Raw genomic sequence first — 25077 nt, 5'->3', positions numbered from 1 at the left:
GCCTCGCCCGCTCCCGCGCGGCGCACGAGGCCCCATGGCCGGCATCGCCGTCGGCCGGCCCCTGCTCCGCGCCCTGGGAGCCGCCGGCCTGCTGGCCCTGTCGGCCTGCGTCAACCTGGCGCCCGAGACGCGTCTGCCGCCCTCGCCGGTCGCCGACACCTGGCCCGCCGACACGGAAGCGGCCACCGTCCGCGCGCTGCACGACCTGGCCTGGTCGCACTACTTCCAGGATTCCGACATGCGCCGGCTGATCGGCCTGGCGCTGGAGCACAACCGCGACCTGCGGCTGGCCGTGCTGCGCGTGCGCGAGGCCGAGGCCGCCTACCGCATCCAGCGGGCCGACCTGGCGCCGTCGATCGGCGTCCAGGGCGGTATCGAGCGCGGCCACGTTCCCGGCGATCTCACCGTCACCGGCCAGCCGCAGATCCAGACGCGGAACCAGGCGAGCATCGGCCTGACCAACTGGGAAATCGACCTCTGGGGCCGGATCCGCAATCTGAATGACGCCGCGCTGGACGAATGGCTGGCGACCGATGCGGCCCGGCAGGCCGTCCAGGTGACGCTGGTGCGCCAGGTGGCCGATTCGGTACTCGCCCTGCGGGAACTGGACCAGCGCGCCTTCCTGGCGGACGAGGCCGTGCGCAACCGCCGCCAGTCCCTGGACATCTTCCTGCAGCGCAAGACGGTCGGATCGTCCTCGGAGCTGGAACTGACCCAGGTGCGCACCCTGCTGATCCAGGCCGAAGCCCTGCGGGCCCAGTTGAAACAGGAACGGGCCGCCGCCGCGCACGCATTGACGCTGCTGGCGGGCACCGACCCCGGCATCGCGCCGACCCGCGGCATCGACCTGGAAGCCACCCGGCTGGCCCGGCTGGAACCCGGCCTGCCCTCCGAGGTTCTGCTGGCGCGCCCGGACATCCGCGCCGCCGAACATCGGCTGCGATCCGCGCACGCCCGCATCGGCGCCGCGCGCGCCGCCTTCCTGCCGCGCATCGCGCTGACTTCGGGCATCGGAACGGCCAGCGCCGAACTCGACGGCCTGTTCGGCGGCGGCAGCAAGACCTGGACCTTCGCGCCCGTCATCGAAGTCCCGATCTTCACGGCCGGCCGCCTGCGGGCCAATCTGGACGTGGCCGAAGTCCGCCGCGACATGGCGGTGGCCACTTACGAGAAAAGCATCCAGACTGCCTTCCGCGAAGTGGCCGACGCCCTGTCGGCCCGCCAGGGCCTGGCCGAGCAGATGGAAATCCTGGCCCGCATGACGTACACCCAGGCCGAACGGGCCGATCTGGCCCAGCTACGCTACGACAGCGGCGCCGCGCCCTACCTGGAAGTCCTGGATGCCAAGCGCGACCTGCTGACGGCCCAGCAGCAACTGGTCCAGACCCACCGCGCGTGGCTGTCGAGCCAGGTGGCCCTGTACACCGCCCTGGGCGGCGGCGCAGGCCAGGCTCCAGGCGCCGCCGCGACGGACGCGGATCACCCCGCCCCCTCCTCTCATACCGATCCCTGAGCGACATGAACCTCACCGATAAAATCAAGAAATCCCTGCCGCTGATCCTGATCGCCGCCGTGGCCGCCGGCGCCTACGGCGTCTGGCGCTGGTCCCAGGATCGCGGCCCCGGCCCCGGCTTCATGCAAGGCAACGGCCGCATCGAGGCCACCGAGATCGACATCGCCACCAAGCTGCCTGGCCGGGTCGATCAGATCCTGGCCGACGAGGGCGATTTCGTCCAGGCCGGCCAGACCCTGGCCCTCATGAACCCGGATTCCCTGCAAGCCCAGATCGAGGAAGCCGAGGCCCGCTGGCGGCAGGCCGGCCATGCCGTCATCGCGGCCCAGGCGCAGGTCGCCCTGCGGGAAAGCGACGTCGCCACGGCGCAGGCCGTCGTCAGGCAGCGCGAAAGCGACCTGTTCGCCGCCCGGCAACGCCTGAACCGCTCCAGTTCGCTGGTCAAGCGCGGCGCCGCCTCGCAGCAGGAACTGGACGACGACCAGGCCCGGCTGCACAGCGCCGAAGCCGGCCTCGCCGCCGCCCGCGCCCAGGTGGTGTCGGCCCAGGCCGGCGTGTCGGCGGCCAAGGCCGACCAGGTGGGCGCCGAATCCGCCGTGGCTGCCGCGGCCGCCACGGTGGCGCGCATCCGGGCCGACCTGGAGGACAGCCGCCTCAAGGCCCCGCGCGACGGCCGCATCCAGCTGCGCGTGGCCCAGCCGGGCGAAGTCCTGGCCGCTGGAGGCCGCGTGCTCAACATGCTGGACCTGTCCGACGTGACCATGACCTTCTTCATGCCCGAGGCCGTCGCCGGCCGGCTGGCCCTGGGCAGCGAAGTCCGCATCGTCCTGGACGCAGCCCCGCAATACGTGATTCCCGCCGAAGTCGCTTTCGTCGCCAGCCAGGCGCAGTTCACGCCCAAGACCGTGGAAACGGCCAGCGAGCGGCAGAAACTCATGTTCCGCATCAAGGCGCGCATCCCCCGGGACCTTCTGCGCAAGCACCTCGAACAGGTCAAGACCGGCCTGCCCGGCGTCGCCTGGGTACGCACCGACGCCTCCCGGCCCTGGCCCGACGCCCTGACCGTCCGCCTGCCCGAGTAGGCCCATGACGCAGGACACTCCCGTCGCCCGGACCCTGGGGCTGAGCCACCGCTACGGCAAGACCCGGGCGCTGGATCGCATCGACCTCGACATCCCGGCCGGCCGCATGGTCGGCCTGATCGGCCCGGACGGCGTGGGCAAGTCCACCCTGCTGTCGATCCTGGCCGGGGCCCGCGTCATCCAGGAAGGCCGGGCCGAGGTTCTGGGCGGCGACATGGCGCGGCGCGCCCACCGCCAGCGTACCTGCCCGCGCATCGCCTACATGCCGCAAGGGCTGGGGAAGAATCTCTACCCGACGCTCTCGGTCGAGGAAAATCTGCAGTTCTTCGCGAGGCTGTTCGGCCACGGAGCCGCCGAACGGCGCCGCCGTATCGACGGCCTGACCCGCAGCACCGGCCTGCACCCCTTCCTGTCGCGTCCCGCCGGCAAGCTCTCGGGCGGCATGAAGCAAAAACTCAGCCTGTGCTGCGCCCTGATCCACGACCCGGACTTCCTGATCCTGGACGAGCCGACGACCGGCGTGGACCCCCTGGCCCGCGCCCAGTTCTGGGAGCTGATCGCCCGCATCCGCGCCGGCCAGCCTGGAATGAGCGTGATCGTCGCCACCGCCTACATGGACGAGGCGCAGCGCTTCGACTGGCTGGTCGCCATGGACGGGGGCCGCATCCTCGCCACCGGCACGCCGGCCGAACTGCTGCGAGCCACAGGCCAGGCGACGCTGGAGTCGGCCTTCATCCACCTGCTGCCGGCCGCCCGGCGCGAGGGCTACGCCCCCGTGGAGATCCCGCCGCTGCCCGGGGACGGCGGGCGGGACGTCGCCATCGAGGCCCACGACCTGACCATGCGCTTCGGCGATTTCGTCGCCGTCGATCACGTCAGCTTCCGCATCCGCCGCGGCGAGATCTTCGGCTTCCTGGGCTCCAACGGCTGCGGCAAATCGACCACCATGAAAATGCTGACCGGGCTGCTGCCCGCCAGCGAAGGCCGCGCCTGGCTGTTCGGCCGCGAGATCGATCCCGACGACCTGGACGTGCGCCGCCGGGTCGGATACATGTCGCAGTCCTTCTCGCTCTACAGCGAGTTGACGGTACGCCAGAACCTGGTCCTGCACGCCCGCCTGTTCCATGTCGCGCCGAAACGCATCGACGAACGCGTCGGGACCATGGTGGCGCGCTTCGGCCTGGGCGAAGCGCTGGACATGCTGCCCGACAGCCTGCCGCTGGGCATCCGCCAGCGCCTGTCGCTGGCCGTCGCCATGGTGCACGAGCCCGAGCTGCTGATCCTGGACGAACCGACCTCGGGCGTGGACCCGGTGGCCCGCGACGAGTTCTGGCGCCTGCTGATCACCCTGTCGCGGCGCGACCGGGTGACGATCTTCATTTCCACCCACTTCATGAACGAGGCCGAACGCTGCGACCGCATGTCCATGATGCATGCAGGCCGGGTGCTCGACAGCGACCGGCCGGCCGAACTGGTGCGCAAGCGCGGCGCCAGAACGCTGGAAGAGGCCTTCATCGGCTATCTGCTGGAAGCCAGCGGCGAATCCGCGCCACCGCCACGGACCGCCGCGCCCGAGGCGTCCGGGGCCGGCGCGCCGGTCATCCCCGCGACCACCGCCGCGGGCGCGGACCACGCGGCCCGCATCCCGTCCTTCAGTCCGGGCCGCCTGTTCAGCACCATGCGGCGCGAATCCATGGAACTGCGCCGCGATCCGGTGCGCGGCACGCTGGCTCTGCTGGGATCCCTGGTGCTGATGTTCGTCATCGGCTTTGGCATCAGCCTGGACGTGGAGAACCTGCGCTTCGCGGTGCTGGACCGGGACAACAGCACGATCAGCCGCGATTATGCGCTGAACCTGTCGGGCTCGCGCTATTTCATCGAGCATCCCCCCATCCTCGACGAAGCCGACATGGACCGCCGCATGCGCAGCGGCGAGCTGTCCCTGGCGATCGAGATCCCTCCCGGCTTCGGGCGCGACCTGCTGCACGGACGCACGGCCGAGATCGGCGCCTGGATCGACGGCGCCATGCCGCAGCGCGCCGAAACCCTCAAAGGCTACGTCCAGGGCATGCACCAGCAATGGCTGGCGCAGCAGGCCCGGGAACGCCTGGGCGTGCCCGTCGCCTCGCCGGCCGGCCTGGAGACGCGCTTCCGCTACAACCCGGACGTGCGCAGCCTGCCGGCCATGGTGCCGGTGGTCATCCCGCTGCTGCTGATGATGCTGCCAGCCATGCTGACGGCCCTGGCCGTGGTGCGCGAAAAGGAAATCGGCTCGATCATCAACCTGTACGTCACCCCGGTGACGCGAACGGAATTCCTGCTGGGCAAGCAGATTCCCTACATCGGCCTGGCGCTGCTGAACCTCGCGGCCATGTGTCTGCTGTCGGTCACAGTCTTCGACGTGCCGATCAAGGGCAGCCTCGCCACCCTGGCGCTGACCGGCGTCGTCTACTGCGTCGCCGCCACAGGCCTGGGCCTGCTGGCCTCGGCCATGACGCGCAGCCAGATCGCCGCCATGTTCTTCACCATGATCGCCACCCTGATCCCGGCCATCCAGTTCTCGGGCCTGCTGGACCCTGTCAGCTCGCTGGAGGGCCTGGGCCGGATCATCGGCCGGACCTACCCGACCGCCTACATGTTCACCATCAGCCGGGGCGTCTTCAACAAGGCGCTCGAATTTCACGACCTCTGGCCTTCGATCTGGCCGATGATGCTGTCCATCCCGGTCATCCTGGGCACGGCCGTCGCCCTTTTGCGCAAACAGGACCGCTGACATGAAGCGGCATGCTTCCCTCGGCACGATCTGGCGACTGGGCGTCAAGGAACTCTGGAGCCTGTGGCGCGATCCCGTCATGCTGGTGCTGATCGCCTTTTCCTTCACGGTCTCGGTCTACACCGCCGCCACGGCCGTGCCCGAGACCCTGCACCACGTCGCCATCGCCATCGTGGACGAGGACCATTCCCCGCTGTCCCAACAGATCACGGCCGCCTTCTATCCACCCCAGTTCATCCCGCCCGCCATGATCGGCCACGAAGAAGTGGATCCCGGCATGGACATCGGCCGCTACTCCTTCGTGCTGAACATCCCGCCGAACTTCCAGCGCAATGTGCTCTCCGGCGGGGCGGCCGAGATCCAGATCAACGTGGACGCCACCCGCATGAGCCAGGCCTTCACCGGCAACGGCAACATCCAGCGGATCATTCTCGACGAGATCGGCACCTTCCTGCGCGGACGCAATCCGTCGATGGCTCCGCCGGTGGACCTGGTGCTGCGCGCGCGCTTCAACCCCGCCCTGGAAAAATCCTGGTTCGGCGGCCTGATGGAAATCATCAATCAGATCACCATGCTGTCGCTGATCCTGACCGGCGCCGCCCTGATCCGCGAGCGGGAGCACGGCACCATCGAACATCTGCTGGTCATGCCCGTCACGCCGGCTCAGATCATGCTCTCCAAGGTCTGGTCCATGAGCCTGGTGGTGCTGGCCGCCGCCGCCCTGTCGCTCAACGGCATCGTGCGCGGCCTGCTGCAGGTGCCGATCGAAGGCTCGCTGCCGCTGTTCTTCGCCGGCGCCACGCTGCACCTGTTCGCCATGACCGCCATGGGCATCTGGCTGGCGACCCTGGCGCGCAACATGCCCCAGTTCGGCATGCTGATGATCCTGATCCTGCTGCCGCTGCAGATGCTCTCGGGCGGCACCACGCCACGTGAAAGCATGCCGCGGTTCGTCCAGGACCTGATGCTGGCCGCGCCGACCACGCACTTCGTCGAACTGGGGCAGGCTATCCTGTACCGGGGCGCCGGATTCGAGGTCGTCTGGCCCTCGTTCGCCGCGCTGCTGGTCATCGGTTCCATCATGTTCCATCTCTCGCTGCGGCGATTCCGTTCGACCATCGGCAGCATGGCCTGATTTCCCACCCCACCAAGGAGCCCATCATGTCCTCTCCCCATACCGCCCTGGTCACCGGTGGCACCGGCGGACTCGGCCAGGCCATCGCCCGCGCCCTGCACGAGCAGGGCCGCACCGTCCTGGTCGCGCACTCCCCCGGCAACGACCACGTCCCGGCCTGGCTGAAGGCGCAGGCCGACGACGGCTACACTTTCCATGCCTACGGCGCCGACGTGGCCGACGAAGCCTCGTGCCTGGCCATGGCCGAACGCATCCGGGCCGACGGCCACCGGGTGGACATCCTGGTGAACAACGCCGGCATCACGCGCGACGGCACCTTCCGCAAGATGCGAAAATCCGCCTGGGACAGCGTGCTGCGCACCAATCTGGATTCCATGTTCAACGTCACCCAGCCCTTCGTCGACGGCATGGTCGAGGCCGGCTGGGGCCGCATCGTGAACATCGCCTCGATCAACGGCAGCAAAGGCCAGTTCGGCCAGACCAACTACGCCGCGGCCAAGGCCGGGATCCACGGCTTCACCAAATCGCTGGCGCTGGAACTGGCGCGCAAGGGCGTCACCGTCAACACGGTCTCCCCGGGCTACATGGACACGGCCATGGTCGCCGCCGTCCCCCACGACGTACTGGAAAGCCAGATCATCTCCCAGATCCCCATCGGCCGCCTGGGACGCCCCGAAGAGATCGGCGCCTTGGTCGCCTTCGTCTGCGGCGACCTGGCGGCGTTCATGACGGGCAGCAACCTGGCCATGAACGGCGGCCAGCACATGTATTGAGACATCCATGACCGACTCCTCGCTGAACGCCCTGCGCAACCGGACCTTCGCGGAACTCGCCGTGGGGGACCACGCCCGCATCGACCGGGTACTGACCTCCCGGGACATCCAGTTGTTCGCCGCCGTCTCGGGCGACGTCAATCCGCAGCACCTGGATCCCGACTTCGCCGCGCACGGCCCCTTCCAGAGCGTGATCGCCCATGGCATGTGGGGGGCCTCGCTGATCTCGGCCGTGCTGGGCACCCAGCTCCCTGGCCCCGGCACCCTCTACCTGAGCCAGAGCCTGTCGTTCCTGGCGCCAGTGCGCGTCGGCGACCGCCTGACCGTCGAAGTCCGGGTAACCGCCCTGGAGCCCGGGCACCGGCGCGTCCGCCTGGCCTGCGCCTGCACCCTGCCCGACGGAACGGTCGCCATCGAGGGCGAGGCCTGCGTCCAGGCGCCCGAACGGTCCATCGAATGCCCCCGCGGCTCCTTGCCCGAGATCCGCATCCAGGACGCCGCGCGGGACGGGCTGCGCACCCTGCTGGGGCACGCGCGCGGACGCGATCCGATCCGGGTGGCGGTGGCGCACCCCTGCGACGAGATCAGTCTGCGGGCGGCCCTGGACGCCCGCAGCGAAGGCTTGATCGATCCGATCCTGGTGGCCCCCCGGACACGCCTGGAACAGGCCGCCCAGGCCCTGGGCGCATCGCTCGATGGCCTGGACGTCCGCGACGTGCCGCACAGCCACGCGGCGGCCGACCTGGCCGTGGCCCTGGCCCGGACGGGCGAGGTCGAGGCCCTGATGAAAGGCAGCCTGCATACCGACGAACTGATGGGCGCGGTGGTACGCGCCGACGGCCTGCGCACCAAGCGGCGCGTCAGCCACTGCTACCTGATGCAGACGCCCCAATACCCGCGCCCCTTCATCATCACCGACGCCGCGATCAACATCGCCCCGACCCTGGAGCAGAAGGCCGACATCATCCGCAACGCCATCGATCTGGCCCATGCGATCGGCGTCGAGCAGCCGCGCGTGGCCATCCTGGCCGCCGTGGAGACGGTCAGCGCCGCAATGCCGGCCACCCTGGACGCGGCCGCCCTGTGCAAGATGGCCGATCGCGGCCAGATCAGCGGGGGCCGGCTCGACGGCCCGCTGGCCTTCGACAACGCCGTCTCCCTGGCGGCGGCCCACATCAAGGGCATCCGCTCGGACGTCGCGGGACGCGCGGACATCCTCGTGGCGCCCGACCTGGAAAGCGGCAACATGCTGGCCAAGCAACTCATGTACCTGGGCGACGCGGCCAGCGCCGGCATCGTCCTGGGCGCCCGCGTGCCCATCATCCTGACCAGCCGGGCCGACACCTACGAATCCCGCATCGCCTCATGCGCCCTGGCCCTGCTGCTGGCGCACCACTACCGGAGCACTCCTCTATGACCATCGGCCAGACTTCCACTTCCGGGCAAGCCCTGATCCTGGTGCTGAACTGCGGTTCGTCGAGCATCAAGTTCGCGCTGTTCGACACCTCGGCCAGCCCGCTGCCACGCCACCCGGCCTGGAACGGCAAGGTCCAGGGCATCGGTGGCGAGCGGCCGGATTTCGGCGAGACCGGCGTGGCGCCGTTCGCCGTCCGGCTGGACCCGCAGGCCCCCTACCGCTGCGCCCTCGACCTGATCCTGCGGCGCGTGCATGCCCGGCTGGGCGACGGGCGCCTGGTGGCCGTCGTCCACCGCGTCGTCCACGGGGGCAGCAAGTATTTCGCGCCGGTGCGCATCGACGCCGACGTCCTGGAGGACCTGCGCGGCTACATCCCCTTGGCGCCGCTGCACCAGCCCTTCGCCCTGGAGGCCATCGACATCCTGCTGCGTGAACGGCCCGGCCTGACCCAGATCGCCTGCTTCGACACCGCCTTCCACCACACCATCCCGCAGATCGAGCAGATGCTGCCGCTGCCCTATGATGCCTGGGAACGCGGCTTGCGCCGCTACGGCTTCCACGGCCTGTCCTACGAATACCTGTCCATCGCCCTGCCCGAGCGCCACGGCGACCAGGCGCGCGGGCGCGTCATCGCCGCCCACCTGGGCAGCGGCGCCAGCCTGTGCGCCATGCTCGACCTGCGCAGCCAGGCCACCACGATGGGCTTCTCCGCACTGGACGGCCTGATGATGGGCACCCGCACCGGCTCGCTGGACCCGGGAGCCGTGATCTACCTGATGGAGATCGAGCGGCTCAGCCTGGAGGAAGTCGGCCGCATCCTGTATCACGAGTCCGGCCTGAAGGGCGTCTCGGGCATTTCGCCCGATCCGCGCGACCTGCTGGCCGTCGAGGCCCGGGAGCCCCGCGCGCGGCTGGCCCTGGACATGTACGTGCGCCGCATCGTGCGCGAGATCGGCGCGCTGACGGCCGTGCTGGGTGGACTGGACATGCTGGTGTTCACGGCCGGAATCGGCGAGCACAGCGTCGAGTTGCGCCGGCGGATCTGCGAAGGACTGGCCTGGCTGGGTGTGGCGCTGGATCCCATGGCCAACGCGGCCCAGGCCACGACGCTGTCGGCGCCCGGCGGCACCGTGCGGGTCGCGATGGAACCCACCAATGAGGAATGGATCGCGGCCCGGCACGCCCTCGACCTGCTGGACTGAAGCGGTCCCTGCTCCGGGACCTGTTCGAAGGCGATCCGGGCCCCCGGCCTCTCGTTTCTCATGATAAGATAGTAATCAGTTACTTTCTTCATGAGAGACGGGATGCCAAAGCCCACCCAGAAACATCTGCCGGCGGAAGAACGGCGGGCGGCCACCGTGCGGGCGGTCATCGAACTGGCCGCCAGCCGCAATCCGGCGGACATCACGACGGCCGCCATCGCCCAGCACATGCAGCTCACCCAGGGCGCCCTGTTCCGACATTTCCCGAACAAGGAAGCCATCTGGGACGCTGTGATGGCCTATACCGGCGAAGAGCTGCTGGCGCGCATCGATGCGGCCACCGCCCGGACAGATGGCCCGCTGGCGGCGCTGGAGGCCATGTTCCAGGCCCATGTGGATTTCATCGCCGGCCACCCGGGGGTGCCGCGCATCCTGTTTGCCGAACTGCAGCACGATCGGGCGACACCGGCGAAGACCCGCGTGCTGACCATGCTGGAACACTATCGCGAACGGCTGCTGGAGCATGCCCGCCTGGGGATCGACCAGGGAGAACTGCGGGACACGCTGGACCTGGACACCCTGCCGGTGCTGTTCGTGGGCATGATCCAGGGCCTGGTGATCCAGTCCATGCTGGCCGGCGACATCCAGCGCATGAAGCGTCAGGCGGCCACCCTGTTCTCCCTGTTCCGCCAGGGCATCGGAACCCGCCCATGAAGGCCCTGCCCTTCGACAGGAAACGCGCGCTGCTGGCCGCGCTGGCCCTGGCCCTGCTGGGGCTGTTCCTGTATGTCGCCCTGCGATCCGGGCCGCTGGCCCGCATCCCGGTCACCACAGCCCGGATCCAGGAGGCCTCCATTCATCCGGTGCGCTTCGGCATCGGCACGGTCGAGGCCCGCCAGGTCCACCGGATCGGCCCGGCCCTGACGGGGCGGCTGCTGCGGCTGGACGTGGAGGTGGGCGATTCCGTGCGGGCCGGCCAGGTCCTGGGCGAAATGGACCCCGTGGACCTCGACGACCGCATCCAGGCCCAGGCGGCAGCATTGTCCCGCGCGCGCGTCCTGGAACAGGAATTCCGCATTCGCCAGGATCGGGCGCAGGTCCAGCTGCGCCGCTACGAAACGCTGCTGAAAGCGTCGGCCATCAGCGAGGAAACCACCAGCGACAAGCGCCATGAACTGAAGCTGGCGCAGTCCGCCCTGGAGGCCTCCACGCGGGACATCGAGCGGCTGCAGGCCGAACTGGCCGCGCTGCGGACCCAACGGCGCAATCTGGCGCTGATCTCGCCCATCGACGGTTTCGTCCTCACGCGCGACGCGGACCCGGGCACGACCCTGATGGCCGGGCAGGCCGTCGTCCAGGTGATCGCGCCCGACACGCTATGGATCGACACGCGCTTCGACCAGGCCGGTCCCGCCGGCCTGGTCAAAGGCCTGGCGGTCCGGATCGTGCTGCGATCCCGCGGGCTGGAGCCGGTCCAAGGCCGGATCGCCCGCATCGAACCGGTTGCCGACGCCATCACCGAGGAACTGCTGGCCAAGGTCGCCTTCAATACCCCGCCCGTGCCGCCGCCCGCCCTGGGCGAGCTGGCCGAAATCACGGTGGAACTGCCGGCCACCCTGCCGGGGCCCGTGGTTTCCAACGCCGCCATCCGCCACCAGGACGGGCGGCCCGGAGTCTGGCGTATCCAGGACGGGCGGCCGGCCTTCGCTCCCATACTCGTCGGGGCCACCGATGCCCGGGGCATGGTCCAGGTACTGGACGGGCTGCGGGCCGGCGACCTCGTCATCATCCATAGCGCCAGTCCGCTGACGGCCCGCAGCCGGGTCCACGAAACCGGCCCGGCGCACCCGGAGCCGGCGGCATGATCAACCTGGCCGGACGCGACATCCTGCATGCCTGGGGGAAATTCCTGTTCACCGGCATCGGCCTGGGGCTGCTGATCGGCGTCACGCTGATCATGGCGGGCGTCTACCGGGGCCTGGTGGCCGATGCGCGGGCCTTGCTGGACAATAGCGGCGCCGACCTGTGGGTCGTGCAGAAAGACACCCAGGGGCCCTACGCCGAGAACTCCAGCCTGCCCGACGACGCCTACCGCGGCATCCTGGGGCTGGAGGGCGTGGACCAGGCGGCCAACGTCACCTACCTGACCATGCAGGCGCACCATCTCGGCCGCGACGTCCGCATCATGGTGGTGGGCGTGGCCCCGGGCGCTCCGGGCGCGACCCCGGGCTGGCCGCCCAGCCTGGTGGCCGGCCGCCAGATCGTCCTGAGCCACTACGAAGCGGTGGCGGACGTGGCGACCGGCTTTGCCCCGGGCGACCGGATCACCATCCGCCGCCACGAATATGCCATCGTCGGCCAGACCCGGCGCACGGTGTCCTCCAGCGGAGATCCGATGGTCTTCATCCCCCTGAAAGACGCGCAGCAGGCGCAATTCCAGAAGGACAACGACGCCATCCGGCAGAGCCGCCGGCGCACCGCCGCCAATCCCGGACTGAACTGGCCCGGCAACGATTCGGCCCTTCAGGCCGTGCTCGACAGCCAGGCGGCCAATCCCTTCGTCAACGCCGTCCTGGTGACGCTGGCCCCTGGCGCGGACGCCGACGAAGTCGCCGCCCGGATCCGGCGCTGGATGCGCCTGTCCGCCTATACACGGGCCCAGATGGAAACCATCCTGGTGGACAAGCTGGTGGCCTCGTCGGCGCGGCAGATCGGCATGTTCCTGATCATTCTCGCCCTGGTCAGCGCAGCCATCGTGGCCTTCATCATCTATACCCTGACCATGGACAAGATCCGCGAGATCGCCGTGCTCAAGCTGATCGGCACGCGCAACCGCACCATCGCCGGACTGATTCTGCAGCAGGCCCTGGCCCTGGGATCGATCGGCTTCATGGTGGGCAAGATCGCGGCGACATTCTCCGCCCCCATCTTTCCCAAGTACGTGCTGCTGACACCCGCGGATTCCATCGCGGGACTGGCCGCCATCCTGCTGATCTGCTCCCTGGCCAGCCTGGTGGCCATCCGCGTCGCCCTGCGGGTCGATCCCGCCAACGCCATCGGTTAGGGCCCGCTCGCACTCAACGCCATGACAGATTCCGGCATCCTGATCGAAGGCCTGAGCAAATGCTACGGCCAGGGCGACACGGCCGTGCAGGCCCTGCGCAACGTCAATATGTCGGTCGCGCCCGGCGAGGTCGTGGGCCTGATCGGCCCGTCGGGTTCGGGCAAGAGCACGCTGCTGAAATGCCTGGGGGCCGTGATCGACCCGACCAGCGGGCGCATGACATTGGGCGGCGAGGTCATCTACGACGACGGCTGGCGGGTGAAGGATCTGCGGGCGCTGCGCCGCGACCGGATCGGCTTCATCTTCCAGGCGCCCTATCTGATCCCGTTCCTGGACGTTACCGACAACGTGGCCCTGCTGCCGATGCTGGCGGGCACCGACAAGCGCGAGGCCCGCGCCCGCGCGCTGGAAGCGCTGGCCTCGCTGGAGGTCGGACACCGGGCGCATGCCATGCCTTCGCAATTGTCCGGCGGCGAACAGCAGCGGGTCGCCATCGCACGTGGACTGATCAACCGGCCGCCGGTCATCCTGGCCGACGAACCGACGGCGCCGCTGGACAGCGAACGCGCCATGGCGGTCGTGCGCATCCTGCACCACATGGCGCGACAATACCGGACGGCCATCATCGTGGTGACGCACGACGAAAAGATCATCCCGACCTTCAAGCGGCTCTACCGCATCCGCGACGGAACCACCCACGAAGAAGCGGGCGAAGGCCGGCCATTCGAATGATCCCGGCCGGGACCGGACCCGCATGAAAACGCGGGCCGGCCTGCGTTCGTGCGCACCGACCGGCATCCGGCGCGGGTCATTGTCCTGCCTCAACACCGGCGCGCCCCGAATTGCCTATGATCTTCCCATCAGCCCCCATCGAGCGCAACGCCATGTTCTTTCACAGCAACCTGCTACTGGTCCTCTTCATCCTGGGAATCATTGCGATGTTCATCGGCTTCGGCTTCCGCGACCGGAACCCAGGCATCATTTTGCTGGGCATCGGCTTCCTGGCCACCCTGTTCGTCGTCATCCGCAAGGCGATCGACGTCTTCGGATGACGAGGCCGGCAACCGGCGCGTCCAGGGTGAATCCATCCCCCAGGCCGCATCGATCGGACCGGCGCCGGCCCCGGGCGCGAAGCGGCCCAGCCCGAACTCGACCAGCCGGCCTTCGCTCCGCAGCAGGAACAAGGCATCCAGCCCCATGCGCCGCGCCAGTGCCGGCCCTTCGCCCGGCCCCGCCACCAGCAGCGCCGTAGCCCAGGCATCGGCATCCATGCAGGCGTCCGCCAGCACCGTGACGGATGCCACCGGATTGCGCACCGGCGATGCCCTGCGGGCATCCATGGTATGCGCCAGGCGTTCGTCGCCGACCCGGATCCAACGGCGATAATTGCCCGAGGTCGCCACTGAAAGATCGGCCAGCTCGATCACTCCGTGCGCCGCGCGTCGCCCTTCCCGGGGGCTTTCCAGTGCCACGGCCCATGGCCGGCCGTCGGCCCGGGCGCCGCAGGCCCGCAACTCGCCATCCAGGCCGACCAGGGCATGGCCGACGCCGTGCCGGGCCATGACCCGGGCCATCCGGTCCACGGCGTAGCCCTTGGCGATTCCGCACAGGTCCAGGGTCAGGGGCGCCCGCTTGCGCGCGCAGTTCTGCTCCCGGTCGAGGTCCAGCCAGAGATGGGCCGGCCGATGGCCGGCGGCGGCAAGCCGGATGGCGGCCGGATCGGGTGTGTCCGCCGTTGCGCCGAACCCCCAGGCGTTGACCAGGTCGCCGACGGCGGCGTCATAGGCGCCGCCGCTCAGGGCGCCGATGTCCAGCGCCCGCGCCAGCACTTCGAAGAGAGCCGCCGGCAGCGCCACCCAACGCTCCGTCTCGGCCCGGTTCAAGCGCATCAGGTCGCTGTCCGGCTTCCAGGGCGACATCTGCGCATCCACCGCATCCACGGCCTGGGCCAGGTCGCGCGACAGCGCCCCATGGTCGAAGTCCGGCGGCGCCTGGTATCGGGCCGACCAGCGCGTGCCCATGGTCGGGCCGCTCAGGGTGGACTCGGCCGGCGCCGCGCCGGTCACAGGAGCGGGACGGACGGCGGGCGCGACGGCCGCCGGATCAGAATACGTCTTCGGCATAGCGCCCCCTTTCCCTCAGCCGATGCACATCCAGGCCGAGCGGGCCCAGGATCTCGTTCAGCGCCTCCGCGACCCCCGTCGCCATGGGCCTGCTGCCGCAGATCCGCAGCACGGCGCCCTTGGCGACCAGCGCCCGCAGGCGGTCCGCGTCGCGGCGCAGGGCGTCCTGCACGTAGCCGCCGCCATCCTTGATCCTGGAAAAGGCCGTGCGCAGCGCGGACAGCCGCCCTTCGTCCAGCCAGCGGCGGATGGCGGCGCCGAAATAGAAATCCTCGTCCGGATTGCGCGCCCCGAAGTACAGGAACATGGGTGTCTTGCGGGCGTTGTCGCGGATGAAGCCCGCCAGGGGGGCGACGCCGGTGCCCGCTCCGATCAGCACGACGGGACGGCGCGAGGCATCCAGGGTGAAGCCCGGATTGGGCTTGATGAAAACCCGGACGTGGTCGCCGGGCTTCAGGCCGTGCAGGAAGCCGGAACAGACCCCGTCGGGCATCCGCCGCACGCAGATCTCCAGGAAGCCGTCGCGAAACCCCGAGGCCAGTGAGTAATAGCGGGGCACCGGGCTGCCAGGCGGCACGATGCCCACCAGGTCGCCCGCCTTGAAACGCGGCATGCCCCGGCCCAGCAGCCGCGCCATAGGACCGCTGTCCTGCCAGCGCAGGCGCAGGATGGCGGTCGGGCCGGCAGCGCCCGCATAATCCTGCCGTTCCACCAGTTCCAGGGGAAAGGTCGGCGGAATGCGCGGTGCATAGTTCAGCGTCAGTTCCTCGCCCAGCGCTCTGGACAGGGCCGCCCCCCAGCGGTCGAACTGCTGCGCCGACTGCTGGTGGATGCATTCCAGCGGCAGGGTCCGCGGCCATCCGGCGGCCCGCAGGGCCCGGTCCAGTGCTTCGGCATAGCCGCAGAAGGCCGGGAACTGGCGGTCGCCGAAGCCCAGCACCGTCACCGGCACGGCACCGGCCGCCAGGCCGGCGATCCGCTCCAGCGCACGGGCGGCATGCGCCGGGGCCTGGCCATCCCCGTAGGAAGCCGCCAGGATGAACACCTGGCGGGCCGATCCGGGCGCCTGAAACTGTTCCAGCGGCGCGGTATGGATCGCGTGGCCGTTGCGCGTCAAGGCGTCGTGCAGCGCCTCGGCGAAACCCCAGGTCGTGCCGCCCTCGCTGGCCACGAAAATCAGCATGTCGGCCCGCCGCGCCGGACTGTTGTCCGCCAAGCGCGGCACCTGGGCCCTGCCCTGCCGCCAGATCAGGAACCCGGAACCCCAGAAGACCGGGATGCACAGGCCGGCCAGGCCCAGGACCAGCGCCCAGGCCCACAGACCCTGGCCGGTGTGCAGGGCGTAGATCCAGTCATAGAGGACGCGGACGGCGGGGGCCGGCCGCCAGGCCAGCACGTGGCCACTGCGCCGGTCGATCCAGCCGTCGCCGGCATCGGTGGAAATGATCCAGACGTCCTCCGGATCGTCCGCCGCCGGGAAATTCAGCTTGCGCAGGCCGTCGGCCGACAGGGCCTGCAGAAGCGGCAGGGCCTCCGCTGTCCGGTCGGGCTGTTCACCGGGCGCGGACACGACGTCCGGGTCCGTATCCGAATCGGCCGGGATCAGGCTGAAGGTCGTCGCACTCATGTAGAGCGCGGTCAGCGAGGACAGGGCCAGGACCAGCACCAGGACCCGGCCGCTGATCCCGTGGATGCGCTGGGCCGGAGTCCCGCGGATGCGGCCGGACACGAGATGTCGCCAGCCGCCCTGACGCCGGACCAGCATCAGGGTCCCGGACAGCGTCAGCAGCAGCATGGCCAGCGCGACCCCGGCCGCGCCCAGGCGGCCCGGATCGTCCAGCATGAAGGAGCGGTGCAGGTTGCGCACCCAGCGTTCGACGGCGGACGCCTTGTAGTCGCCCAGCACCTGGCCGCTGGCCGGATCGATCCGGCTGGCGCGGGCCTGGCCGCCGTCGAAGGAATACGCGACGATCTCCCCGGACGGCAGGCGACGGATTTCCTCGATCCCTGGAACCCGGGCCGCCGCCCGCTGCGCCAGGACCGCCACCGGCAGGCCGGGTTCGACCTGAACGGCCTGCCAGGTGTCGCGTACCGGGAAGAAGGCCAGGATCAGCCCGGTGACCCCGACCAGCAGGGCCAGGCCCCCGGCCCACAGGCCCAGCCAGCGATGGATCTGCCGCCATTGCATGATGATCACTGCGCCCGATAGGTAAAGGACTGGATGAAACGGCGCCCCGCGGTGGACTGGCCGGCACCGGCCGTGGTCAGAGGAACGCGGATTTCGGACGGACTGTCGCGCATGTCCTCGACGGCGGCATCGACGCGGATCTCGTAGCCGGCGTCGAACAGGGCGTCGGCCAGATCGGCGGTCACCTTCAACGTCCGGCCCTCGCCCACGCTGGCGCCTGTCACGCCGTCGAGCCGGGCCGCATCCCCGGCGGACAGCCGGTTCCAGTCGCTCAGGTGCTTGTAGTACTTGGCCTTGCCGCCGGCCACCCACAGGGTGCCCGCGTAGGCGCCCTGGGCATCGGTCAGGTAGACCGCCAGGTAGGCGCCATCGCCGCCGTAGTTCTTCAGAGTCGTGGACACAGTCACCGCGCGGCCCTGCGCCAGGGCGGGAACGGCCAGTGTGGTGGCGGCCAGCAGGGCCGCGATCGAAAAGGTCTTCATGGACAATGCTCCTGTGGAAGTTTCGGCCAGCTCCGCCCGGAAGGACTCGCCCGGCGCACATGAGGGCGGGCGCCGCACGGCGCTTGCCGCCCGGGGTCGGGTCACTCGATCCGGGCGCCGGAGACAGACACGGCCGGGGATGGCCTGCCCGCCGCGGCCGCCGGAGAGGACCCCGGCGCGGCACCCGGCGCGGCGCCGCGGGAATCGCGGTGGTCGCGGTCCCGGTCGCGGCGGCGGTCGCGGTCATGATCGTCGTGATCGCGATACTTGATCTTCACGACTTCCAGCGTCTCGGGATCGAGCGTGGCCTTGAAGGCGCGGCCCTGAGCGTCCTCGCCACGGACCTCGTAGCAACCGTCGTCGATCTTGATGCGCTTCAGGTCCCAGCCCTTCTCGCGGGCCATCCGGGTGACGGCTTCGCGGGTCTGCCAGCGCTCGATGGGTACGTCGCAGTCATCTCCGGCCGCAGCCGGCGCGGCGGCCAGGCCCAGCGACACGGCCAGCAGGCAAGCGCCGAGCGTATTCCAGGATTTCCTCATGATGCCCCCCATTCATCCGGCCACCGGGCGGCGGCCATCCATGCTTCCATCATAGAAACAGAGACATTGACGCCAGATGAATGCGGGAGCGATCCGCTCCCCGATGCGCACGGACCTTGACGCCGATCAAACCCGTCGGCGCGGGCGCCGTGGCGAAGGGGCCACAGGAGGGAAGGACCACGAGTGAAGGGGCCTCGCTCGACCTCGCCCCGGCGGGCGAGGCTTGTGCCTGAAAGCGTGCTCAGACCACGCCGCGCGCGCGCAGAGCCTCGACTTCGGCCGGCGCCAGCCCCAGCACTTCCCCCAGCACGTCGGCCGTGTGCGCCCCCAGGGGCGGCGGCGGCAGGCGGTACCCCACGGGCGTGTCCGACAGGCGGATCGGGCTGGCCACCAGCGGCACCGAGCCGGTCTCCGGATGCGGCATCTCGATGCGCAACCCGCGCGCGCGGACCTGGACGTCGTCGAACACCTGCTCCATGGCGTTGATCGGGCCGCAGGGCACGGCGCGGGATTCCAGCGCCGCGACCCAGGCGGCCGTGGTGCGGGCCGTGGTCAGATGCCGCAGGATGGGAATCAGCGCATCGCGATGCTCCACCCGGGCCCGGTTGGTGGAGAAACGGGCGTCCCGCGCCAAGTCCGGCCGGCCGGCTTCCTCGCAGAACCGGGCGAACTGCCCGTCATTGCCGATGGCCAGGATCATGTGGCCGTCGGCCGTGGGAAAATCCTGGTACGGCACGATGCTGGGATGCGCGTTGCCCAGCCGCACGGGGCTGCGGCCGGTGGCCAGGTAGTTCATGGCCTGATTCGCCAGGCAGGCGACCTGCACGTCCAGCAGCGCCATGTCCACGTGCTGGCCGACGCCCGTGTGCTCGCGCGCCGCCAGCGCGGCCTGGATGGCATTGGCCGCGTACAGGCCGGTCAGGATGTCGGTCAGCGCCACCCCGGCCTTCATCGGCCCGCCGCCCGGCTCGCCATCGGGCCGCCCGGTGACGCTCATCAGGCCGCCCAGGCCCTGAATCAGGAAATCGTAGCCCGCTCGCGCCGCGTAGGGCCCCGTCTGCCCGAAGCCCGTGATGGAGCAATACACCAGGCGCGGGTTGATCGCATGCAGGCTGTCGTAGTCCAGACCGTAGCGCGCCAGACCGCCCGCCTTGAAGTTTTCCACCAGCACGTCGGACTGGCGCACGAGCCGGCGGATCAGATCCTGTCCCTCCGGGGTGGCCATGTCCACCGTCACCGAGCGCTTGTTGCGGTTGGCGCACAGGTAATAGGCCGCGACGCGCGATTCGCCGCCTCGGGCGTCGGGCATCCACGGCGGGCCCCAGCCGCGCGTGTCGTCGCCCTCGCCGGGACGCTCGATCTTGATCACGTCCGCGCCCAGGTCTCCCAGAATCTGCGTGGCCCAGGGTCCGGCGAGGATGCGCGACAGGTCCAGGACACGGATGTGCGACAAGGCGCCCCGGGACGCGGCGCCCTGCCCGGTCTGGCCGGAGGTCTCTTGCGCCATGGCCCGTCCCTCAGTTGGCGAAGGCGGCGATGCCGGTGATGGCCCGCCCCAGGATCAGGGCATGCACGTCGTGCGTACCCTCGTAGGTGTTGACGACCTCCAGGTTGACCAGGTGCCGGGCGATGCAGAATTCGTCGGAAATGCCGTTGCCGCCCAGCATGTCGCGCGCCGTGCGGGCGATGTCCAGCGCCTTGCCGCAGGAATTGCGCTTGATGATGGAGGTGATTTCCACCGGCGCCAGGCCCTCGTCCTTCAGGCGTCCGACGCGCAGCACCGCCTGCAGGCCCAGGGTGATCTCGGTCAGCATGTCGGCCAGCTTCTTCTGGATCAGCTGGTTGGCGGCCAGCGGGCGGCCGAACTGCTTGCGATCCAGCACGTACTGGCGCGCGGTCTCGTAGCAGGCCTCGGCCGCGCCCAGGGCGCCCCAGGCGATGCCGAAGCGCGCCGAATTCAGGCAGGTGAAGGGCCCCTTCAGGCCACGCACCTCGGGGAAGGCATTCTCTTCCGGCACGAAGACCTCGTCCAGCACGATCTCGCCCGTGATCGAGGCGCGCAGGCCGACCTTGCCGTGGATGGCGGGCGCCGACAGGCCCTTCCAGCCTTTTTCCAGGATGAAGCCGCGGATGTCGCCGGCCTCGTCCTTGGCCCAGACGACGAACACGTCGGCGATCGGGCTGTTGGTGATCCAGGTCTTGGCCCCCGTCAGGCTGTAGCCGCCCGGCACTTTCTTCGCCCGCGTGGCCATGGAGCCCGGATCCGAGCCATGGTCGGGCTCGGTCAGGCCGAAGCAGCCGATCCATTCGCCCGAGGCCAGCTTCGGCAGGTATTTTTCTTTTTGCGCGTCGGTGCCGAAGGCATTGATGGGCACCATGACCAGGGAGCTCTGCACGCTCATCATCGAGCGGTAGCCCGAATCCACCCGTTCGACCTCGCGGGCGATCAGCCCGTAGCAGACGTAATTCATGCCCGCGCCGCCGTACTGTTCAGGAATCGTGGCGCCCAGCAGGCCCAGGTCACCCATCTCGCGGAAAATCGCCGGGTCGGTCTTCTCATGGCGAAAGGCTTCCTGCACGCGCGGCAACAGGCTGCCCTGGGCGTAGGCACGGGCGGCATCGCGCACCATGCGCTCGGTGTCGCTCAACTGCCGGTCCAGCAGCAGAGGATCGAGCCATTCGAACTGGGGACGGGAGGCGGACATGGGGGATCTCCGAAAAGAAAGGAACTGGATCAGTGATATTCACGCATCCTAACGGGATATCTCATGGGGCACAAACGATATAAACTGCGTTATCAGTGACTTTCACTCACTCCGTACATGCGCAAACGTCTGCCCAGCACCCAGGCCCTGCAGGCTTTCGAGGCCGCCGCACGACACGAAAGCTTCACCCGCGCCGCCCAGGAACTGTCCTTGACCCAGGGCGCGGTCTGTCGCCAGGTCGCCGGCCTGGAAGCCCTGGTCGGCGTGCCGCTGTTCCAGCGCGCGCGCCGCGGTGTACGTCTGACCGACGCGGGCGAACGCTACAGCCGGCTGGTGCGCCGGCAGCTGGACGCGCTCGAACGCGATACCCAGGCCGTCATGGCCCACCAGGGCGGCGGCGTGCTGGAGCTGGCCGTGGTGCCGACCTTCGCCACCCGCTGGCTGCTGCCGCGCCTGGCGGCGCTGCGCGCCGAGCGGCCGGGCCTGCAGGTCAACATGTCCACCCGCACCCATCCCTTCCTGTTCGAGGACACCGAGTTCGACGCCGCCATCTATTCGGGCGACCCGCGCTGGCCCGGCACCCGGGCCCACTTCCTGATGCGCGAGAATCCCGTCCCGGTCTGCAGCCCGAAACTGGCGCGTGGTCCGCTGGACGCGGCCGGCATCGCCGCCCTGCCCCTGCTGCAGCAAAGCACCCGGCCCACCGCCTGGCGCGAATGGTTCGCCTCGGCCGGCGTCGCGGCGCCCGCCGCCATGGCGGGCATGCGGCTGGAATTGTTTTCCATGCTGTCCCAAGCGGCCAGCGACGGGCTGGGCGTGGCGCTGATCCCGCCCTTCCTGATCCGCCAGGAGCTGGCCGGCGGCGCCCTGGCCGTGCTGAACCCGCACAGCGGCCCCGGGCAGCGGGCCTTTCACCTGATCGTCCCCGAGCGCAAGGCCACCCTGCCCGCCCTGGCGCATTTCCGCGACTGGCTGGCCGGGCAGGCACGCGGCGATGCCAGGCCGGACGATGGCGGCGCGCTCTCGGACGACGGCCCGGCGGCCAGCGCCATCGTCCGGGCGCCGGATCTCACAGCGCCTTCGCCGCCTCTTCCAGCGACCGCGTGAAGCGGTCCGCCAGCGTCCCGACCTGCGCCTCGGTGATGATCAGCGGCGGGCAGAAGGCCACGCTGTCCTGGATGCCGCGCAGGATCAGGCCATTGTCCTGGGCCTGGCGCACCACCCGGGCGCCGGCCTTGCCCGCGGGATCGAAGGGTGCGCGCGACGCCTTGCCGGCCACCAGCTCCACCGCCGCGATCAGCCCCACGCCCCGCACCTCGCCCACCAGCGGATGATCCGCCAGCTCCCGCAGCCGGCGCTGCAGCGCGGCGCCCGCCGCCGCGGCATTGTCCACCAGGCCGCGCTCCTCGATGATGCGGATGTTCTCCAGCGCCACCGCCGCCGCCACCGGGTGGCCGCTGGCCGTGTAGCCATGGCCGAAGGTGCCCAGCTCGCCGCTGTGGCGAGCGATCACCGAGGCCACCCGCTCGTTCATCAGCACCGCGGCCAGCGGCTGGTAGGACGAGGTCAGCTGCTTGGACAGGGTCATGAAATCCGGCTCGATGCCGAACAGCTCCGAGGCGAACATCCGCCCCGTGCGACCAAACCCGGTGATCACCTCGTCGGCGATCACCAGCACGTCGTACTTGCGGCACACCGCCTGCATCTTCGGCCAGTAGGTCTCGGGCGGCACGATCACCCCGCCCGCGCCCATGACGGGCTCGCCGATGAACGCCGCCACCGTCTCCGGGCCTTCCGCCAGGATCAGCGCCTCCAGTTCGGCGGCCAGCCGGTCGGCGAATGCAATCTCGGTCTCGCCCGGCAGGCCCTCGCGGTACCAGTGCGGGCAGCGCGCGTGCAGGATGCGCGGCAGGGGCAGGTCGAAGCCGCGGTGATTGCCCGCCAGGCCCGTCAGGCTGGCCGAGGCCACCGTCACGCCGTGATACCCGCGCTGACGGGCGATGATCTTTTTCTTCTCCGGACGGTCCAGGGCATTGTTGTAATACCAGACCATCTTGACGATGGTGTCGTTGGCCTCCGACCCGGAATTGGTGAAGAAGGCCCGCGCCATGCGCCCGCCCGTCAGCCCGATCAGCTTTTCGGCCAGCTCGATCGAGGGCACGTTCGATTTGTGGCTGAAGGTGTGATAGAAGGGCAGGCGCTGCATCTGCTCGTAGGCCACCCGGGCCAGCCGGGGTTCGCTGAAGCCCACCGCCACGCTCCACAGCCCCGACATCCCCTCGATGTATTCCTTGCCCCCGGTGTCGTACACATGGATCCCGTTGCCGCGATCCATGATGCAAGGGCCGACGCCCTGATGCTGGACCGCATTGGTGTAGGAATGCAATTGGTAGGCGACATCGCTGCGCGCCAGGGTATCGTTCGTCGTCATGTCAGGTGTTTCCTTCGGGTTCCATCCGTAAAAAATCGATTGATCGGGCAATGCATCAGACATAGCGGCGGATCACGCGGGCCAGCGCATCGAAGGCCGGCCGTATCTCGTCGAGGGTCGCTCCTGCGTAGCCCAGCAGCAGGCCGGGCCGGGCATGCGTCCGCTCCATGTAATAGGTGCTCAACGGGCGGGTCACCACGCCTTGTTGCAAGGCATCCCGTTCCACCATGGCGTCGTCCACGCCGTCGGGCAAGGCCAGGATCAGATGGAGGCCCGCGTCGTCGCCCACGATTTCCAGCGTATCGCCGAAATGCCGGCGGACTTCCTCGATCAGACAGGCGCGCCGTTCCGCATATCGACGGCGGACGCGGCGGATATGCGACCCGAGATGGTCTTCGCGGATGAATTCCGCCAGGACCGAGTGCGTCATCATGTTGCCCTCGCGGTAGAGTTCGGCGACCGCATTGGCAAAGGCGCCGGCAAGCGCCTCGGGCACCACGAGAAAGCCGACCCTCAGGCCAGGGCACAGGGTCTTGCTGAAACTGCCGGCATACAGCACACGCCCGTCCTCGTCCATGCCCTGCAGGGACGGCAGGGGCCGGCTGCCATAGCGGAATTCGCTGTCATAGTCATCCTCCAGAATCCAGCAGGCATGCTGGCGCGCATATTCGAGCAGCATGCGCCGGCGCGCCAGGCTCATCACCATGCCCAGGGGATACTGGTGCGAGGGAGCCACCACGATCAGGCGCGGGGGGCGGGAATGCTCGGCTTCGCTCAACCACAGGCCCTCGTCGTCTACACGGACCGGCACGAGTTGCAATCCGGCGGAGGCCAGCAGGTTGCGTACCCCCCAGTAGGACGGTTCCTCGATCCAGACCGTATCGCCCGGATCGCACAGCAACCGGACGGTGACATCGATGGCCTGGTGGATGCCGGTGGTCATGATGACCTGCGCGGCCGTGCTGCGTACGGAGCGCACACTGCCGAGATAGTCGGACAGAGCCTGGCGCAAAGGACCGTAGCCGCCCGCAGGGGCATAGCGCATCAGATCCCAGGGGCCTTCGCGCCACTGCCGGTTCTGGATCCGCGACCAGATTTTCAGAGGGAATTCGCGCACATCCGGAATGCCGGGCATGAAAGCGCCGGACTGGCGATTGGAAAACCCCAAATGCGCCAATAACACACTACCGCGACGAGACAGGTGCCGGCCCCGGTCCGCCCCCGACGGCGCGTGACCGTCGGTCACCTCGCCGTTCAGAGGCGCCTCGATCAGGTCCTGGCTGATGTCCTGTACATAAGTGCCTCGTCCCACACCGGCATGCACGTAGCCTTCTTCGGTCAATTGATCATAGACCTGAAGCACGGTATTGCGCGCAATGCCCAGGTCCGCAGCCAAATCGCGGGTGGAAGGCAGGCGCGCGCCCGCCGCCATGCGGCCTTCGAGAATGGCCCTACTGATCAGGCCATAGAGACGATGATAGGCAGGACTATCTCCCGCGGGATCGAAGTGCTGCTGCAGCCACTCAGAAAGGACAAAGGGCTCCAAATTGGCTCCATTAATATTAATTAAAATGGTTTAATTACAGAACCATATCAATAGTATAGGTGAAACTGATCCGCGGCGAAATAGCCCGGGCCAGCCGTCACACG

20 protein-coding genes are annotated in these 25077 nt (G+C 69.2%); 12 read left to right on the top strand and 8 right to left on the bottom strand.

Annotated features, from left to right (window positions below; translation table 11 throughout):
- Nucleotides 1-34 precede the first annotated feature (34 nt).
- The 11 genes from ACTPOE_RS00490 to ACTPOE_RS00440 all read left to right on the top strand — a co-directional run bounded on the left by ACTPOE_RS00490 (nucleotide 35) and on the right by ACTPOE_RS00440 (nucleotide 13691).
- Nucleotides 35-1513, top strand: coding sequence for an efflux transporter outer membrane subunit (locus ACTPOE_RS00490; protein WP_458870179.1), 1479 nt, complete (start codon nucleotides 35-37; stop codon nucleotides 1511-1513).
- Nucleotides 1514-1518: 5 nt separating this feature from the next.
- Nucleotides 1519-2595 carry an HlyD family secretion protein gene (locus tag ACTPOE_RS00485; protein WP_458870177.1) on the top strand — a complete coding sequence of 359 codons (1077 nt, stop codon included), beginning with the start codon at nucleotides 1519-1521 and terminating at the stop codon, nucleotides 2593-2595.
- Nucleotides 2596-2599: 4 nt separating this feature from the next.
- On the top strand, nucleotides 2600-5368 hold the full coding sequence (gene rbbA, locus ACTPOE_RS00480; protein ID WP_458870175.1) for a ribosome-associated ATPase/putative transporter RbbA: 2769 nt from the start codon (nucleotides 2600-2602) through the stop codon (nucleotides 5366-5368).
- A 1-nt stretch (nucleotide 5369) separates the two neighbouring features.
- Entirely contained in the window at nucleotides 5370-6503 is a 1134-nt protein-coding gene (locus tag ACTPOE_RS00475; protein ID WP_458870173.1) for an ABC transporter permease, read from the top strand.
- Between the two features lie 26 nt (nucleotides 6504-6529).
- Complete coding sequence (gene phbB / locus ACTPOE_RS00470) at nucleotides 6530-7276, top strand: acetoacetyl-CoA reductase (protein ID WP_458870171.1); 747 nt, start codon at nucleotides 6530-6532, stop codon at nucleotides 7274-7276.
- Nucleotides 7277-7283: 7 nt separating this feature from the next.
- Nucleotides 7284-8693: a bifunctional enoyl-CoA hydratase/phosphate acetyltransferase gene (locus ACTPOE_RS00465; protein WP_458870169.1), complete on the top strand. Its 1410-nt coding sequence runs from the start codon at nucleotides 7284-7286 to the stop codon at nucleotides 8691-8693.
- Nucleotides 8690-9895 carry an acetate/propionate family kinase gene (locus ACTPOE_RS00460; RefSeq protein ID WP_458870167.1) on the top strand — a complete coding sequence of 402 codons (1206 nt, stop codon included), beginning with the start codon at nucleotides 8690-8692 and terminating at the stop codon, nucleotides 9893-9895. Before ACTPOE_RS00465 ends, ACTPOE_RS00460 begins: the two co-directional genes overlap by 4 nt.
- A gap of 102 nt (nucleotides 9896-9997) precedes the next feature.
- A complete protein-coding gene (locus ACTPOE_RS00455) occupies nucleotides 9998-10609 on the top strand; it encodes a TetR/AcrR family transcriptional regulator (RefSeq protein ID WP_458870165.1) in 612 nt (203 codons plus the stop codon).
- Nucleotides 10606-11760: an efflux RND transporter periplasmic adaptor subunit gene (locus ACTPOE_RS00450; RefSeq protein ID WP_458870163.1), complete on the top strand. Its 1155-nt coding sequence runs from the start codon at nucleotides 10606-10608 to the stop codon at nucleotides 11758-11760. The genes ACTPOE_RS00455 and ACTPOE_RS00450 overlap by 4 nt, the downstream gene beginning before the upstream one ends.
- Nucleotides 11757-12959: an ABC transporter permease gene (locus ACTPOE_RS00445; RefSeq protein ID WP_458870161.1), complete on the top strand. Its 1203-nt coding sequence runs from the start codon at nucleotides 11757-11759 to the stop codon at nucleotides 12957-12959. The genes ACTPOE_RS00450 and ACTPOE_RS00445 overlap by 4 nt, the downstream gene beginning before the upstream one ends.
- A gap of 21 nt (nucleotides 12960-12980) precedes the next feature.
- Nucleotides 12981-13691, top strand: coding sequence for an ABC transporter ATP-binding protein (locus tag ACTPOE_RS00440; protein WP_458870159.1), 711 nt, complete (start codon nucleotides 12981-12983; stop codon nucleotides 13689-13691).
- 173 nt (nucleotides 13692-13864) lie between these two features.
- Here the strand turns inward: ACTPOE_RS00440 and ACTPOE_RS00435 are convergent, their stop codons facing one another.
- The 6 genes from ACTPOE_RS00435 to ACTPOE_RS00410 form a co-directional block, all read right to left on the bottom strand.
- Nucleotides 13865-15082, bottom strand: a complete 1218-nt coding sequence (locus ACTPOE_RS00435) for an FAD:protein FMN transferase (protein WP_458870157.1) — start codon at nucleotides 15080-15082, stop codon at nucleotides 13865-13867.
- A complete protein-coding gene (locus ACTPOE_RS00430; protein WP_458870155.1) occupies nucleotides 15063-17270 on the bottom strand; it encodes a PepSY domain-containing protein in 2208 nt (735 codons plus the stop codon). Before ACTPOE_RS00430 ends, ACTPOE_RS00435 begins: the two co-directional genes overlap by 20 nt.
- Nucleotides 17271-17275: 5 nt before the next feature.
- Nucleotides 17276-17752 (bottom strand): DUF2271 domain-containing protein, encoded by a 477-nt coding sequence (locus ACTPOE_RS00425; protein WP_458870153.1) that lies wholly within the window; start codon nucleotides 17750-17752, stop codon nucleotides 17276-17278.
- 101 nt (nucleotides 17753-17853) lie between these two features.
- Nucleotides 17854-18291: a PepSY domain-containing protein gene (locus ACTPOE_RS00420; RefSeq protein WP_458870151.1), complete on the bottom strand. Its 438-nt coding sequence runs from the start codon at nucleotides 18289-18291 to the stop codon at nucleotides 17854-17856.
- 241 nt (nucleotides 18292-18532) lie between these two features.
- On the bottom strand, nucleotides 18533-19798 hold the full coding sequence (locus ACTPOE_RS00415) for a CaiB/BaiF CoA transferase family protein (protein ID WP_458870149.1): 1266 nt from the start codon (nucleotides 19796-19798) through the stop codon (nucleotides 18533-18535).
- A gap of 10 nt (nucleotides 19799-19808) precedes the next feature.
- Nucleotides 19809-20996: an acyl-CoA dehydrogenase gene (locus ACTPOE_RS00410; RefSeq protein WP_458870147.1), complete on the bottom strand. Its 1188-nt coding sequence runs from the start codon at nucleotides 20994-20996 to the stop codon at nucleotides 19809-19811.
- Between the two features lie 117 nt (nucleotides 20997-21113).
- Between ACTPOE_RS00410 and ACTPOE_RS00405 the strand changes: the two genes are divergently transcribed.
- On the top strand, nucleotides 21114-22103 hold the full coding sequence (locus ACTPOE_RS00405) for a LysR substrate-binding domain-containing protein (protein ID WP_458870145.1): 990 nt from the start codon (nucleotides 21114-21116) through the stop codon (nucleotides 22101-22103).
- Here the strand turns inward: ACTPOE_RS00405 and ACTPOE_RS00400 are convergent.
- Together ACTPOE_RS00400 and pdxR are read right to left on the bottom strand one after the other, a co-directional pair.
- On the bottom strand, nucleotides 22066-23427 hold the full coding sequence (locus tag ACTPOE_RS00400; protein ID WP_458870143.1) for an aspartate aminotransferase family protein: 1362 nt from the start codon (nucleotides 23425-23427) through the stop codon (nucleotides 22066-22068). The two genes, ACTPOE_RS00405 and ACTPOE_RS00400, sit on opposite strands and share 38 nt — an antisense overlap.
- 55 nt (nucleotides 23428-23482) lie before the next feature.
- On the bottom strand, nucleotides 23483-24973 hold the full coding sequence (gene pdxR, locus ACTPOE_RS00395) for a MocR-like pyridoxine biosynthesis transcription factor PdxR (RefSeq protein ID WP_458870141.1): 1491 nt from the start codon (nucleotides 24971-24973) through the stop codon (nucleotides 23483-23485).
- Between the last annotated feature and the right edge of the window lie 104 nt (nucleotides 24974-25077).

The organism is Castellaniella sp. WN, from assembly GCF_054457555.1.
The sequence above is the reverse complement of the archived record's forward strand: the minus strand, read 5'-3'. Positions and strand labels throughout refer to the sequence as shown.

Excerpts from the sequence above, each read along its gene's own strand:
- ACTPOE_RS00490 (WP_458870179.1), top strand. The coding sequence starts at position 35 with ATGGCCGGCATCGCCGTCGGCCGGCCCCTGCTCCGCGCCCTGGGAGCC.
- ACTPOE_RS00485 (WP_458870177.1), top strand. The coding sequence starts at position 1,519 with ATGAACCTCACCGATAAAATCAAGAAATCCCTGCCGCTGATCCTGATC.
- rbbA (WP_458870175.1), top strand. The coding sequence starts at position 2,600 with ATGACGCAGGACACTCCCGTCGCCCGGACCCTGGGGCTGAGCCACCGC.
- ACTPOE_RS00475 (WP_458870173.1), top strand. The coding sequence starts at position 5,370 with ATGAAGCGGCATGCTTCCCTCGGCACGATCTGGCGACTGGGCGTCAAG.
- phbB (WP_458870171.1), top strand. The coding sequence starts at position 6,530 with ATGTCCTCTCCCCATACCGCCCTGGTCACCGGTGGCACCGGCGGACTC.
- ACTPOE_RS00465 (WP_458870169.1), top strand. The coding sequence starts at position 7,284 with ATGACCGACTCCTCGCTGAACGCCCTGCGCAACCGGACCTTCGCGGAA.
- ACTPOE_RS00460 (WP_458870167.1), top strand. The coding sequence starts at position 8,690 with ATGACCATCGGCCAGACTTCCACTTCCGGGCAAGCCCTGATCCTGGTG.
- ACTPOE_RS00455 (WP_458870165.1), top strand. The coding sequence starts at position 9,998 with ATGCCAAAGCCCACCCAGAAACATCTGCCGGCGGAAGAACGGCGGGCG.
- ACTPOE_RS00450 (WP_458870163.1), top strand. The coding sequence starts at position 10,606 with ATGAAGGCCCTGCCCTTCGACAGGAAACGCGCGCTGCTGGCCGCGCTG.
- ACTPOE_RS00445 (WP_458870161.1), top strand. The coding sequence starts at position 11,757 with ATGATCAACCTGGCCGGACGCGACATCCTGCATGCCTGGGGGAAATTC.
- ACTPOE_RS00440 (WP_458870159.1), top strand. The coding sequence starts at position 12,981 with ATGACAGATTCCGGCATCCTGATCGAAGGCCTGAGCAAATGCTACGGC.
- ACTPOE_RS00435 (WP_458870157.1), bottom strand. The coding sequence starts at position 15,082 with ATGCCGAAGACGTATTCTGATCCGGCGGCCGTCGCGCCCGCCGTCCGT.
- ACTPOE_RS00430 (WP_458870155.1), bottom strand. The coding sequence starts at position 17,270 with ATGCAATGGCGGCAGATCCATCGCTGGCTGGGCCTGTGGGCCGGGGGC.
- ACTPOE_RS00425 (WP_458870153.1), bottom strand. The coding sequence starts at position 17,752 with ATGAAGACCTTTTCGATCGCGGCCCTGCTGGCCGCCACCACACTGGCC.
- ACTPOE_RS00420 (WP_458870151.1), bottom strand. The coding sequence starts at position 18,291 with ATGAGGAAATCCTGGAATACGCTCGGCGCTTGCCTGCTGGCCGTGTCG.
- ACTPOE_RS00415 (WP_458870149.1), bottom strand. The coding sequence starts at position 19,798 with ATGGCGCAAGAGACCTCCGGCCAGACCGGGCAGGGCGCCGCGTCCCGG.
- ACTPOE_RS00410 (WP_458870147.1), bottom strand. The coding sequence starts at position 20,996 with ATGTCCGCCTCCCGTCCCCAGTTCGAATGGCTCGATCCTCTGCTGCTG.
- ACTPOE_RS00405 (WP_458870145.1), top strand. The coding sequence starts at position 21,114 with ATGCGCAAACGTCTGCCCAGCACCCAGGCCCTGCAGGCTTTCGAGGCC.
- ACTPOE_RS00400 (WP_458870143.1), bottom strand. The coding sequence starts at position 23,427 with ATGACGACGAACGATACCCTGGCGCGCAGCGATGTCGCCTACCAATTG.